Consider the following 13,831-nt stretch of genomic DNA (forward strand, 5'->3'; position numbering starts at 1 on the left):
ATGAGGGCTATGCTATATTCGACAAATCATGAAGTAAAATGATGTTTTCTCATTATTCAATTAGTTTTTTTCATACATCATGCTTGAACGCATACATCTGTCCATCATCCAGGAAGTAGAAAAACAGGGCTCGCTGACCGCTGCAGCAACTGCTTTGTTCCTGACACAGTCAGCGCTCAGTCACGCCATCAAAAAACTTGAGCAACATCTGGGTACTGATATTTGGCTGCGCGAAGGACGCAGCCTGCGACTGACCCAGGCAGGTGAATATCTGCTGGCAGTCGCCAACCGCGTGCTGCCGCAACTGGCAATGGCAGAGGAACGCATGAACCAGTATGCCTGCGGTGAACGAGGCACCTTGCGCATAGGCATGGAATGCCATCCCTGTTACCAGTGGCTGTTGAAAGTAGTGTCGCCTTATCTGGCAAGCTGGCCCGATGTTGATGTCGATGTCAAACAAAAATTCCAGTTTGGCGGCATTGGTGCCTTGTTCGGTTATGAGATAGATTTATTGGTGACACCTGATCCACTCTACAAACCTGGCCTGCATTTTGAACCTGTATTTGATTACGAGCAGGTGCTGGTCGTCTGCCGCAAACATGCGCTGGCCAAGGTCGCCTATGTGCAGCCAGCACAGCTCGGTGATGAAGTGCTCATCACTTATCCCGTGGCGATAGACCGGCTGGATATCTATAACCAGTTTTTGATGCCAGCTGGAATCAGCCCGCAGCGGCACAAGACTATAGAGACGACCGACATCATGTTGCAGATGGTGGAAAGTGGCCGTGGCGTTGCCGCCTTGCCGCGCTGGCTGGCAGAAGAATATGCAGAGAAAATGGCGGTAGTGGCAGTACGCCTGGGTCGCCAGGGTATCGCCAAACAGATATTTCTAGGCGCGCGCGAAGCGGATGTCGATATCGATTATTTGAAAGCCTTCGTTGAATTGGCACGCTACTCAACGCAAGTTACTGGCTCCAGTCAGGTAAAGAAAAAAGCGGGGCAATAGGTCAGATAAGTAAAATCAGTCAGGCTCCACCTGGGTTTGCTGCCAACGGCAATTCAAAGCAAAAACAAGCGCCCGCATTGCTTGCACTGCTGTCTGCGCCAACACCACTACGCAATTCTATGTTGCTGTGATGCAGTTGCAATATGCGGTGTACGATCAGCAAGCCCAGCCCACCGCCACCGTGCCCTTCACCACTGAGTGCAAATGGTCGCTTGAACAGTTTGTCCAGCAATGCGGTGGGTATCCCTGGGCCGCTGTCACGTATGCAGATTTCCACTGCCTGCAAGCGTTTTGCTACCGCCACAGTCACCGCGCCGCCCGCCGGTGTATGGCGTATGGCATTGTCGATCAGGTTGGTCAGCACCCGCTCTATCATGCCCAGGTCGGCCATGACCATGGTATTACCATCCAGTTCTGCTTCCAGCCTGACCTGGCCGGTTTGCGCCAGCAGCTCAAACTTCTGGAACACGTCCTGTATCAGGTCATTCAACATGAAGGCTTCCGGTTCAGGTGCTACGCCGCCATGCTCAAGACGTGCCAGATCAAACAGTGCCTGCGCCAGCCGACCGACCTTGCGGCTCTGGCCCAGCGCAATCGCTAGATAGCGCTGGCGCTCCGCCGCATCCAGCGTCGCATCTCTGGCGGCCAGGGTTTCCAGGTAACCGTGGATGGATGTCAGCGGCGTGCGCAGGTCATGCGATATGTTGGCAACTACTTCGCGCCTGTCATGGTCCATTTGTTTCAATGTATGCCATTGCTCATTGATGCGCGCCGCCATTTGCCCGAAGCTGGTTTCCAGCACCGCAATTTCATCACGCTGGTTAGCAGCCTGTACTAACGGTGGAGGTACGACCGGCTGTTCAGCCTGGGTATCAAAACGACGCATGGTGTCTGCCAGCTTGTGCAAAGGTCGGGTAACCCAGCGCAGCGCGGCCCAGCCCGCCACCAGTGTCAGCAAGGCCACCAGTGCCATGGATAACAGAGTGACACGCAGTACGGCATTGATACCTGCATGGTTGGCATAGCGGTCATGCTCTTCGCCTTGCAAAATAACGTAGATGTAGTGCACCTCAGGCCTGTTACTGCGCAATGCCGCCGCGCTGAATACCTTGCGTCCGTCGGGGCTGCGCGGGTCGTCCCCGAGTATGGGCAACATGCGGCCATCCAGGAATTTACGTATGGGTGCCAGATCAACCTGCTGGCGCTTCAGGCGGCCAGGTGGTGCCGCATTGCCGATGATCTTGCCGGTCTCATCAAGCAGATAGACTTCTACACTGGGGTTGACGGTCATTAACTGGTCAAACAGGCGGCGTACAGAATCCGGTCCCATATCTTCTGTGCCCGTCAATTGTGCATTGACAGCGATACTGCGCGCCAGCCCGCGTGACAGGCCCTGCACCACTTCCATCTCGCGCATGTCATTGGCGCGTATCTGCAACCAGGCAGAGACACCGCAACTGGCCAGCAACAACACAGAAAATACCAGCGACAAACGCTGGGACAGCGTCAGCTTCACGTCGCCTCTCCCGGCAATGCATAGCGGTAGCCTTTGCCCCATACCGTCAATATGCGCTGCGGTTCTGCCGGATTGGTTTCTATCTTGGCGCGCAGGCGGTTGATGTGGGTATTGACGGTATGTTCATAACCCTCATGCTCATAACCCCAGACCTTGTTGAGCAAAGCCAGGCGTGAATAGACCTGGCCGGGGTGGCGCACAAAAAAATAGAGCAAGTCAAATTCACGCGGTGTCAGGTCCAGCAGCTTACCATCGGCAGAGGCAATGCGTGTCACTGGTGACAAGGCCACGCCATCTATGGCGACATCACCGGCCTCGGTGCGGCGGCTCTTGTCCATCGCATCGGCACGCCGTAGCATGGCTTTGACGCGGGCCACCAGCTCCAGCACCGAGAAGGGTTTGGCCAGGTAATCGTCTGCTCCCAGTTCGAGACCCAGGATGCGGTGCACTTCGCTGGAACGGGCGCTGATGATGATAATCGGAACATAGGTTTCCATCGCGCGCGCCTGGCGGCAAATTTCCAGCCCATCGACGCCGGGCAGCATGATGTCGAGGATGAGGGCGTCCCAGTTGCCAGCACGCAATTGTGCGAGACCCTGTCTGCCATCAGCGCAATGCGTAACCTGATAACCCTCGTCCTTCATGTGCAGGAGCAGCAGCTCGGCGATGGGCATGTCATCTTCCACAATCAGTATATTTTTTGCTGTATCCACGCTTTTCCCCGCCGACCGAATGTTGTCATTGTGCAGGATTTACGGGTAAAAAGTATCACAAATCGTTTAACTTTACGTGAAGACTTGGACAGCGATTGAGGCGCACAATAAGAACCATGGCACAGATGCTGTACACACCAAGGAGGATATATGCAAAACCGACGTCAATTTCTACTGGCTGGCAGCATGCTGGCCATGAGCCGCATGTTGTCAGCCGCCCCTGCTGGTAATGCGTTTGAACTTCAGCGTACCGATGCCGAATGGCGTCGCCTGCTGACCGGCATGCAATACGAGGTCTTACGCCGTGGTGCCACTGAGCGTGCCTTTAGCAGCCCGCTCAACGATGAACACCGTAGCGGTCAGTTCAGTTGCGCTGGTTGTCAGTTGCCGCTGTTTTCATCAAAAACCAAGTTTGACAGCGGGACTGGCTGGCCCAGTTTTTATGCGCCACTGGAACGTGCCGTCAGCAATGTAACCGACACCACCTTTGGCATGCTGCGTACTGAAGTGCAATGCCGCCGTTGCGGTGGTCATCTCGGCCATGTATTTGATGATGGCCCACGCCCTACCGGCCTGCGTTATTGCATGAATGGCGTAGCGATGACATTCACACCGGGTAAAGCGTAATTAAGCCTGATTGAGCCTGAGCGGCATACAGAAAGCAAACATGTTGTTGATATTTATTTCTTATCTTGGTGGCGTGCTGACCATACTCAGCCCCTGCATCTTGCCGGTGCTGCCTTTTGTCTTTGCCCGCACCGGCCAGCCATTCCGCCGCAGTGGCTTGCCCCTGCTGGTGGGCATGGCGCTGACCTTTGCTGCCGTGGCCACGCTGGCTGCGGTGGGCGGTAACTGGGTGTTGCAGACTAACCAGTATGGCCGCTGGCTGGCGATGGCCTTGCTGGCTTTCTTTGGTCTGACATTGTTGTTCCCGCATCTGGCTGACAAGCTGACCAAGCCACTGGTGGCTGCGGGTGATCGTCTTTCCAATTCCGCGCAGGCGGATGGTGGTGGCGTTGGATCATCACTCTTGCTAGGCGTGGCAACCGGCCTGTTATGGGCACCTTGCGCCGGTCCTGTGCTGGGTCTGCTGCTTACTGGTGCAGCCCTCAATGGTGCCAGTGCACAGACAACTTTCCTGCTGCTTGCTTACGCTGCTGGTGCCGCGACTTCACTTGCAGTTGCTTTGCTGATAGGTGGCAAGGTATTTGCCGCGATGAAACGCTCGCTGGGTGCTGGTGAATGGATACGCCGTATCCTGGGCGCCGCCATGATAGCCGGTGTTGCTGCGATTGCGCTGGGCCTGGATACTGGCTTGTTGACACGTTTGTCCACTGTTGCTACTTCAGGACTGGAACAGCAATTGATAGACCGCTATGCGTCAAATTCACCAGATGTACAAGCCAATCCTGTACCAGCACAGACTGCCCCGCAGCAGGGAGCAATGATGGCCTCGAATGCGATGATGGCTTCCAATGCCATGATGGCATCGAACAAGCAAATGGCATCCAACACCATGGCACCATCGAATGCCATGATGTCTGCGCATGGTAGCAATGCAGCTACAGCAGGCACTTTACCAGAAGAAGGGGTCATGCCAGCGTTGGATGGTGCAACACAGTGGCTCAATTCCAAACCACTGACTGCGCAAGAGCTCAAAGGCAAGGTCGTGCTCGTCGATTTCTGGACCTACTCTTGCATCAACTGTCTGCGCAGCCTGCCGTATGTGCAGGCATGGGCCAAGAAATACCGTGACCAGGGCCTGGTCGTGATTGGTGTGCATGCGCCTGAATTTGCGTTCGAGCGTGACCCTGCCAATGTCAGCAAGGCCGTGCACGACCTGGGTATCAGCTACCCGGTTGCCATCGACAACAACTATGCAATCTGGCGTGCTTTTGGCAACAAGTACTGGCCTGCGCATTATTTCATCGATGCCACTGGCCGCATCCGCCACCATCATTTTGGTGAAGGTGACTATGTGCAATCTGAGCAGGTGATACAGCAATTGCTGGAAGAAGCAGGCCAGAAAAATGTCGCCACTGATGTCGTCATCGAGACGGGGGCGGCTGGTGCACAAATGGCGGCGGACGATAGCCAGGTCAAATCGCCAGAGACCTATCTTGGTTACAGCCGCGTGCAAAACTTTGTGTCAACTGGTGGCGTGCAGCAAAACCGCAATGTGGATTACAGCCTCCCAGCACAACTGGCCCTGAATCAATGGGGTCTGGCAGGTAACTGGAAGGTGCAGGAAGAACATGCCGCCCTGACGCAAAAGGGCGGGCGTATCACTTACCGCTTCCAGGCCCGCGACCTGCATCTGGTGCTGGGGCCAGGTAAAGACGGCAAACCTGTGCGTTTCCGCGTCACTATCGACGGCGCTGCGCCTGGTGCTGCCCATGGCAGCGACATCGCTGCAGACGGTACTGGTACGGTGACTGGCCAGCGCCTGTACCAACTGGTGCGACAATCCGGCAAAGTCGCTGAGCACACTTTCAGCATAGAGTTTCTTGATCCTGGCGTGGAAGCCTACGCCTTCACTTTTGGTTGATTTTCCTTCTACAAGGAGTACGACATGAAAATAGCAAACAGTTTCACAGCCCTGGTACTGGGCATAGGTGGTGTCGCCGCAGCACTGGTTTTCAATGGACAGGTGCGTGCTGGCGAAGCAGCAGTCGTCATTGCCGCGCCAGTGGTGGATGTACCAGCAGGCAGTGCAAAAACGGAGACAGCAGTGTTTGCCGGTGGCTGCTTCTGGGGTGTGCAGGGCGTTTTCCAGCATGTACGCGGTGTCACCAATGCAGTCTCCGGCTATGCAGGTGGCAAGGCAGCCACTGCGCATTATGAATTGGTAGGTTCTGGTGCAACTGGTCATGCAGAAGCAGTGCAGGTGACCTATGATCCTACCCAGATCAGTTACGGCAAACTGTTGCAGATATTCTTTTCTGTTGCACATGACCCAACTCAGTTGAACCGACAGGGGCCGGATAGTGGCACGCAATACCGTTCCGCGATTTTCCCAGCCACGCCAACGCAACGCGATGTGGCTGAAAAATACATCACCCAACTGAATGCCTCGCGCGCTTTCCGTAGCAAACTGGCGACTACCCTGGAAGCAGACACAGGCTTTTTCCCGGCAGAAGGCTATCATCAAAATTACCTGACGCTACATCCTAACGAGCCCTATATCGCCATCAATGACTTGCCCAAAGTCGAGAACCTCAAGCGTGTCATACCAGCTGTATACCGACCAGATCCAGTGCTTGTTCGTAAAGGCATTTGAGTAGGTAGTATTAAAAAAACCGGTCAGGTATTGGTCACCTGATACTAGCCGGTTTTCATGTCTATTTTTGATATCAAAGGTTCCTCATACATTTATACCTTGATCTGCTTGAAATCTGACGCATAATGGCAAAAATTGCATTAATGCTTATGTTCAGGAGACTGGTATGGAAATGAATCTGGCACCCGAAGTCATCGCCCAAACCCTGGAAGCAACGCTCAAGCGTTTGCGTGCTGCCTACCGCACCCAGCCTTATCCTGATTTGCAACAGCGACTGGACTGGCTGGATCGCCTCGAAAAAATAACCGTGCAACATGGTGCAGAGATCAATCAGGCGATCAGCAAGGATTTTGGACATCGCTCTGCACATGAAACTGAACTGGCAGATTTATCGCTCATCGTTTCGTCCATCAAGCACACCAGACGCCACCTTGCTGGCTGGATGAAACCACGGCGCTCTGCCACTGCCTTGCAATACCTGCCCGCAAAGAACAGATTACTGAGCCAGCCCCTTGGCGTCGTCGGCATTATCTCGCCCTGGAATTATCCGCATCAACTTGCGCTGGGGCCAGCCATTGCTGCCTTTGCTGCAGGCAACCGCGTCATGCTCAAACCATCAGAGCTGACACCACATTATTCAGCGCTGCTGGCCAAACTGGTTGCTGATTATTTTTCTGAAGATGAAATGGTGGTCGTCACTGGCGGCGCAGACGTGGCCAAAGCATTTTCTGAACTGCGTTTCGACCACCTGGTGTTCACTGGTTCAACCACAGTCGGCAGGCATGTGGCAGTTGCTGCGGCCAAAAACCTGACGCCGGTAACGCTGGAACTGGGTGGCAAATCCCCGGCGATTGTGGATGCCAGCGCCAACCTCAAAACTGCCGCGGCCAGCCTGGCTTTTGGCAAATTGCTCAATGCCGGCCAGACCTGCGTGGCACCGGATTATGTGCTGGTGCCGGCAGACAAGCGCGATGAACTGGTGGCAGCGCTGGTGGCCGCTACGGGCAAGATGTATCCCGTGCTCGAAGACAACCCAGACTACACCGCCATCATCAATGACCATCATTACCAGCGCCTGCAAGGTTTGTTGAATGACGCTGTAGAGCAGGGCGCGCAATTGCTGCCACTCACCAGCACCGCCCAGTCCGCAGGCATGACAGCCGCACGCAAACAGGCACCTGTGCTGGTCTTGCATGCCACGCCAGACATGCGCATCATGCAGGAAGAAATTTTTGGCCCCTTGCTGCCCATCGTTACCTATCAGGGCGACGTCAAAGAGGCGATAGAATTCATTAACAACCGGGAGCGCCCGCTGGCCCTGTACTGGTATGGCACCGACAATGATAGCCGGGACCAGGTACTGGAACAAACCGTGTCTGGTGGCGTGACTGTCAATGATTGCCTGTGGCATCTGAGCCAGGAATCGCAACCCTTTGGCGGCGTTGGTGCCAGTGGCATGGGGGCCTACCATGGAGAATGGGGCTTCCGCGGCCTGAGCAAGGAAAAGCCAGTGTTTTACCAAAGCAAGCTGAATGGCATCAGCCTGCTTTATCCACCGTATGGAAAAACATTTGCCCGCATGCTGAAGTTACTGAAGGCAATAGCCTGATATCGTCAAGGATGTCTTGCTTGAATAATTTTATGAACAGCTTAAGCAGTGCCGCAGGGCACTGCTTAAGTGCATCATGTTCGATATGCGCCTGATCAGTTTCAACAAGCGCTATAAATACTACGATAAATACTATAAATACCGGATTATAACTGCCGGTCTTCCGCCTTGAACGTACCCTCAGTGATCGTTAGCACTGCCTTGGTCTTTGTATCCCTCAGCTCAAAAGAAAACTTGCCTTCGATGACCTTGCCATTGACCGCAGTAATCTCCAGCATGTTCTTGCCATCACGCACAATGTATTCAGCCACCGGTTCGCCAAAGGGTTTCTTGCTTTCACCCTTGATGAATTTGACTTCGCAGCCGCTATTACTAAAATCCTTGGCCTGATACTTGACCGGCTTGCCCTCAAAATCCCTGCAGATAATACTCAGGCGGTCTGTCAGTGTCTTGGGTGGAGGGTAAGCAGATGCACCTTTGGTCGAAGCGATCAGATTCAGTACACCCTTGGTCGGTATCAGATAGGTAATGCCATCATCATCGCTCTCGAATAACTTCCCATCAATTTTTGCACTGAGTTGCTGCGGTGTCTTGGCATGTGCCAGCAAGGCTGGCGTCACGCTGAATACTGCCAGTGATGCAGCAGCAATGAGAGAGCGGGACAATTTCATAAGACTCCTTTTGATAAGGGAATAAAATCCTGTGCGTCACGAGTTGCCAAGACAATACCATATTCTTGAAGATTGGCTGCCGTTCCTTCAGCTGCTTTAAACCTTCCTCACTTGTTTGAACGCTTTAGTTCCTGTCAGCATGTCCGCCTACAGAAAAGATTCCCACATTCCTACTCGCGGGGAATGATCTTGTCATTAGCATGATAGCAATCAGGATTCTTTGCCCCATTTGTTTAAGGATATGCCATGAGCATACAAACCAGTAACACATTACACCCATTGATTTACCAGCCTTCTTTTGAGGTGCCGGAAGAAGGCGAGGCAGAGATCATTACAGAATTACTGCAGTCGCTAAAGCACATTTCTGAAGTCACGTTCAACGACTCTGGTCATGCAACACGTAGCGTGCATGCAAAAAGCCACGGCCTGTTGCGCGGTGAAATGCAGGTACTGGATAATTTGCCACAGATACTGGCGCAGGGCATATTTGCTGTACCGCGCAGTTATGCCATCGTCATGCGTCTGTCCACCGTACCAGGCGATATGCTGGATGACAGTGTATCGACACCACGCGGCATGGCTGTCAAAGTGGTCGGTGTAGAAGGGGAACGTCTGGATGGAAGTGCAGGGGATGTCACCCAGGATTTTGTCTTCGTCAATGGCGGCCCCGGTTTTTCTGCCGCGGGTGCCAGGGATTTTTCAAATGCCTTGAAGCTGCTTGCACCCACGACCAATAAAGCCCCTGGTCTCAAGAAAGCCTTGTCCGCTGTCTTGCGTGGCACAGAAAAAGTAATTGAAGCCTTTGGTGGTGAAAGTGCGACCATCATCAGCATGGGTGGTCATCCTGAGACACATATTCTTGGTGAGACTTTCTTTAGCAAGACACCGGTGCTGTTTGGCCCTTATATGGCAAAAATCTGTATCGCCCCTGTCTCGGCCAATCTGACTGAGCTTGCCGGTACAGAGCTCAACGTCAATGGTAAACCCAATGGTTTGCGCGATGCAGTCATCGATTTTTTTAAGGACAATATTGCTGAGTGGGAAGTACGTGTGCAACTGTGTACCGATCTTGCCAGCATGCCGGTGGAGGATGCATCCGTCGCCTGGCCAGAAGACCTCAGCCCTTATCTGCCAGTCGCGCGTATTATCGTGCAGCCGCAACTGGCATGGAGTGAGTCTCGCTCAAAAGCAGTGGATGACAATATGTCTTTCAATCCCTGGCACGGCATTGCTGCCCACCGACCTATCGGTTCCATCATGCGGGCTCGCAAGGCGGCCTATGACATGTCGTCGAAATTTCGGGCGGCGCATAATGGACTGCAAATGAAAGAGCCAGGAAATCTGGATAACTTTCCTGAATAATTCAGTAAATAAATGTGGGTCAGGAAATAAATGCCTGGTCTTGGAGAAAAGCTTCTGCAAATTCGTCGGTAAAAATATCCGCCAACGCAAAACGCAGGGCTTTTGCCCGCTCAGGGCCATAGGTTTTTTCAAAGCGCGCCTGTGCTTTTCGCCATAACAGATTTGCTTCATTCAATTTTTCTGCACCGGTTGGCGTCAGGGCGACGCGTTTGCTTCGCCCGTCTTTGGCGTCTCTGGTTTGTACGAGATAGCCGTCACGTTCCAAAGGCTTCAGGTTGTGCGCAAGCGCCGAGCGGTCAAGTACCATCGCATGGGCAAGTTCCGACATCGTCGGTGATGCCGCACGCTGCACATGTACGAGCACTGAGCGCTGGGAAATAGTCAGCCCGCATGGAGCGAGAACGGCATCATATAGCTGGGTAACTCGGCGGCTGGCCTTGCGTAGCGCAGCACCATTGCAAACAAGCGGGTCTTTGGCGCTTTGTTGAGTCAAGTCCTGCCTCTATATGGTTTATTTGGTTTATTTGGTTTATTCATCACGCCGTTTCCAGTCGGTTCAGCAGGTCTATGTTTCATTCTCAGACCATTCAGGGCTGAAACCACCCAGTGTAGGGTGATACATCTCATCTCCTGTATGCTGGGTAAACTCGACATTCAGCCGGTCTTCGCGCAGGCCGAGGATCGCGATGCAATCAGCACATAGCGCCTTGGCGACCTCCATGCGAAGTTCTGGCGTGCGCCCCTTGCGGATGTCACACATCAGTACAGCAACGGCAACAGGCTCGCCATCCACCATTCTCCAGACACCTCCCTCGCCAAGTTCGCGGATGGCGATGCTGATGCGGCGTATATCGACCGTCATGAGCTCGGCATAGGTGGTCGCCATCTGTCTGGCAAGGGTCTTTTTGAGGTCGGCAGGATAGCTGTCGTTGACGTCCAGCTGCAAATAAGGCATCGGGTATCTCCTGGTTTCGTAAGTAAAGGCCAAGACAGGCTGTTGTTAAGGTCACTGGCAAAATAGGGCAAGTCACAGGCCAGTTACAGGCCAGTCACAGGCCAGGGAGCAGAGTGAATCATTGGCACCAGTATTTCTGAAAATACTTGCATATGCCAATATTTATATTTAATTGCATATGCCAGCATTTGTCAAGAAAGCCTGGCTGTGCGTGGTCTCGTTGCTGCACTGGAAAACTTGCCAACAGAAATACCATGAAGACATTCACACCTGATTGACAGGAGCGACATCACCTTGAAAACAATCCTGGAAGCTGGATTAGGCACAGTTAAAACAAAAATTTGAAACAAATTGAAAAATTTATCGAAAAAACAACGATTTTGTGCTTTGACAGCTTAACGTTGTTGCAAGTTAGATGGTGGTTTTATAAACTTGGGTTGGCAAAAAATAATGACCAAAATGAATGTTTATGTAGCGAAACTATGTTTTCCAGATGCAGATAATTCGGTTTGGCAATATTGCTTCATAAAAAGAATCAAAGCTCCTACATAGTGAGCTGCTTGCAAGAGTCATCCTCAACTTCCTTTCCATCAATCAAATTCAAGAGCATCTTATGCACACACAATTAAAGCAAATGCGCCGCCTGGCTGGTGTCGCCACCGTGACCGGGGCCAGCCTGTTCTGTCACGCTGCGCTGGCACAGGATGCCAAAGCCAAAGAAGCGCCTCAGGCACCGCCACTGGCCAGCCAGATTGATGACAAGGATATAGCGGCAGACCTGATCAAGCCCGCTGCCAATCTGCTGAGTGGCGAGCAGCGCAAGATGGTGGAAAGATCGGGTCGTGAAATCCGTTATTTCCTGCCGATACAAATGACATCGGGATTTATCTATAATCCCTCGACAGGCGAATATGACCAGGTGTCCTTGCGTTCTTATGGCCGTAATGTTTCTGGTGCCCCTAATCTGCTGCGGCCCGACTTTGTTGCTCCTACGGTAGTCATGAAACCCGGGCAAACGGTGCGCTTTGATCTCAGTAACCGCCTCGACAAGGAACCGGGTTGTGAGCTGGTTGCAAAAGACAATATCAATACACCGCATTGCTACAACACCACCAATCTGCATTCACATGGCTTATGGATTTCACCATCGGGCAATAGCGACAATGTGCTGCTGGCGATCAAGCCCAAGGTCAATTTTGAATATGAATACAATGTACCGGCGGATCACCCGGCGGGCACTTTCTGGTATCACCCGCATGTGCATGGTTCTACTGCGGTGCAGGTAGGCAGTGGCATGGCCGGTGCGCTGATCGTCAAAGGCGACAGGCAGCCTACTGTGCTCAGCAATGGTGATCTTGATACCTTGCTCAATCCTTTCAAGCCCGCTTCTGGCAACTATAGTGAAGTAATGCTGATGCAGCAGATTCCCTATGCCTGCTTCATCAAGGGACCTGACCCCAAAGAGCCGGGCAAAGAAATAGACGTGATACAGACCAATCCTGATGGCACTTGGCTGTGCAAGAAAGGTGACATTGGTGTAGTGCAGGATTTCAAAGCACAATTCGCCCCCGGTTCCTGGAATAAATCTGGCCGCCATACCTTGATCAACGGCTTTGCACGTAATCCTGCCAAGCCTCTGATGATGGAAGCGGGCAAACTGTATCGCTGGCGTTTGATAGACGCAGGTGTACGTGAATCCATCGTTTTGCGCATCCGCAAAATCAATGACGTCAGCAAGCTGACTCCAACTGCCGCCACACCCGAGGCCCTGCAAGCTGAAGTTAAAAATGCCTGTAATGGCATCGACGTATTGCAGTTTGAAGTCGCAACCGATGGCCTGACCCGCCCCAGCGCATTCGCCAAGGTCACCAACACCTTGCAACCCGGTTATCGCAGCGATATCTTGTTCAGCTTGCCAGAAAAAGGCGATTATTGCGTCTATAGCGATTCAGGCGCACCTGACTTTATCTCAGCCTTGCCGAACAATGCGAAAGTGATCACGGTAATCCATGCTACTGGCAATAAGACCAGCGGCGATCAAACGCAATTCGTCACCAAAGAACTGGTACGTGCCGCTGGCCTGTTGTCAAAAAGTGTGCGCGATACCATCATCAGGGATTTGAAAGATGGCCTGAAACTGACCAAATTTGTACCGCATAAAGCGATACCCGAATCCGAACTTACCGATCCGCAAAAGCCGGTCGACCTGGTGCTGGGTATCGATCAGCGTAATGGCAAGACTATCTTTGACGTCAATGGTGCACCCTATGTACCGTCTGAAGTTCATCAGACCCTGATCTTGGGCCAGGTACAGGAATGGCATATCAAGTCTTACAACCCAACTGATACAGGTGAAGCACCGATACAGCATCCTTTCCACATCCACGTCAATCCCTACCAGATTATCAGCATCACTGATAAGAATGGTGTTGATGTCAGCGCACTGACAGATACGACAGCAAAGACAATCGGGCAATACGCTGGTTTGCAGGGAGTCTGGAAAGACACCATCATGGCGACACCAGGTTATACCGTCAAAACCCGTACCCGCTATCAACGCTATATCGGTGAATATGTCTTGCATTGCCATATCCTCGATCACGAAGACCAGGGCATGATGCAAAACGTCAAGGTCGTGCTGCCGGATGGTAATGGCGGTGCCTCTGTCGGTGGGCATGGGGCGCATGGTTCACATTGATTCACGTATTGATCCATGCAT

At 52.8% G+C, this 13,831-nt stretch carries 12 protein-coding genes; 7 read left to right on the top strand and 5 right to left on the bottom strand.

Annotation, left to right across the window (positions count from 1 at the left end):
• Positions 1 to 79 precede the first annotated feature (79 nt).
• Positions 80 to 1,006: a LysR family transcriptional regulator gene (locus ACO0LG_RS07035; RefSeq protein WP_423024709.1), complete on the top strand. Its 927-nt coding sequence runs from the start codon at positions 80 to 82 to the stop codon at positions 1,004 to 1,006.
• A gap of 19 nt (positions 1,007 to 1,025) precedes the next feature.
• Here ACO0LG_RS07035 and ACO0LG_RS07040 read toward each other — a convergent pair whose 3' ends face one another.
• Together ACO0LG_RS07040 and ACO0LG_RS07045 are read right to left on the bottom strand one after the other, a co-directional pair.
• The gene (locus ACO0LG_RS07040; RefSeq protein ID WP_423024711.1) at positions 1,026 to 2,522 is read right to left on the bottom strand and encodes a HAMP domain-containing sensor histidine kinase; all 1,497 of its coding nucleotides are present in this window, start codon (positions 2,520 to 2,522) and stop codon (positions 1,026 to 1,028) included.
• The gene (locus tag ACO0LG_RS07045; RefSeq protein ID WP_423024713.1) at positions 2,519 to 3,235 is read right to left on the bottom strand and encodes a winged helix-turn-helix domain-containing protein; all 717 of its coding nucleotides are present in this window, start codon (positions 3,233 to 3,235) and stop codon (positions 2,519 to 2,521) included. Before ACO0LG_RS07045 ends, ACO0LG_RS07040 begins: the two co-directional genes overlap by 4 nt.
• A gap of 150 nt (positions 3,236 to 3,385) precedes the next feature.
• On the opposite strand from ACO0LG_RS07045, the gene msrB reads away from it, so the two are divergent.
• From msrB to ACO0LG_RS07065, 4 genes are all read left to right on the top strand, one after another.
• On the top strand, positions 3,386 to 3,862 hold the full coding sequence (msrB, locus tag ACO0LG_RS07050) for a peptide-methionine (R)-S-oxide reductase MsrB (RefSeq protein ID WP_423024715.1): 477 nt from the start codon (positions 3,386 to 3,388) through the stop codon (positions 3,860 to 3,862).
• 40 nt (positions 3,863 to 3,902) lie between these two features.
• Positions 3,903 to 5,783 (top strand): cytochrome c biogenesis protein DipZ, encoded by a 1,881-nt coding sequence (locus ACO0LG_RS07055; RefSeq protein WP_423024717.1) that lies wholly within the window; start codon positions 3,903 to 3,905, stop codon positions 5,781 to 5,783.
• Positions 5,784 to 5,807: 24 nt separating this feature from the next.
• The gene (gene msrA / locus ACO0LG_RS07060; protein WP_423024719.1) at positions 5,808 to 6,515 is read left to right on the top strand and encodes a peptide-methionine (S)-S-oxide reductase MsrA; all 708 of its coding nucleotides are present in this window, start codon (positions 5,808 to 5,810) and stop codon (positions 6,513 to 6,515) included.
• A gap of 166 nt (positions 6,516 to 6,681) precedes the next feature.
• Positions 6,682 to 8,124, top strand: coding sequence for a coniferyl aldehyde dehydrogenase (locus tag ACO0LG_RS07065; protein WP_423024721.1), 1,443 nt, complete (start codon positions 6,682 to 6,684; stop codon positions 8,122 to 8,124).
• 146 nt (positions 8,125 to 8,270) lie between these two features.
• On the opposite strand, the gene ACO0LG_RS07070 is transcribed toward ACO0LG_RS07065, so the two are convergent.
• Complete coding sequence (locus tag ACO0LG_RS07070) at positions 8,271 to 8,795, bottom strand: hypothetical protein (protein WP_423024723.1); 525 nt, start codon at positions 8,793 to 8,795, stop codon at positions 8,271 to 8,273.
• 246 nt (positions 8,796 to 9,041) lie between these two features.
• Here ACO0LG_RS07070 and ACO0LG_RS07075 point away from each other — a divergent pair, with 246 nt between their 5' ends.
• On the top strand, positions 9,042 to 10,157 hold the full coding sequence (locus ACO0LG_RS07075) for a catalase family protein (protein ID WP_423024725.1): 1,116 nt from the start codon (positions 9,042 to 9,044) through the stop codon (positions 10,155 to 10,157).
• Positions 10,158 to 10,176: 19 nt separating this feature from the next.
• On the opposite strand, the gene ACO0LG_RS07080 is transcribed toward ACO0LG_RS07075, so the two are convergent.
• Positions 10,177 to 10,650: a MarR family winged helix-turn-helix transcriptional regulator gene (locus ACO0LG_RS07080; RefSeq protein WP_423024727.1), complete on the bottom strand. Its 474-nt coding sequence runs from the start codon at positions 10,648 to 10,650 to the stop codon at positions 10,177 to 10,179.
• A gap of 72 nt (positions 10,651 to 10,722) precedes the next feature.
• Positions 10,723 to 11,112: a tautomerase family protein gene (locus tag ACO0LG_RS07085; RefSeq protein ID WP_423024729.1), complete on the bottom strand. Its 390-nt coding sequence runs from the start codon at positions 11,110 to 11,112 to the stop codon at positions 10,723 to 10,725.
• Positions 11,113 to 11,725: 613 nt separating this feature from the next.
• Between ACO0LG_RS07085 and ACO0LG_RS07090 the strand changes: the two genes are divergently transcribed.
• Positions 11,726 to 13,810, top strand: coding sequence for a multicopper oxidase family protein (locus tag ACO0LG_RS07090; RefSeq protein WP_423024731.1), 2,085 nt, complete (start codon positions 11,726 to 11,728; stop codon positions 13,808 to 13,810).
• Positions 13,811 to 13,831: the final 21 nt, after the last annotated feature.

Source organism: Undibacterium sp. Ji42W (assembly GCF_049340405.1).
Taxonomy (GTDB): domain Bacteria; phylum Pseudomonadota; class Gammaproteobacteria; order Burkholderiales; family Burkholderiaceae_D; genus Undibacterium.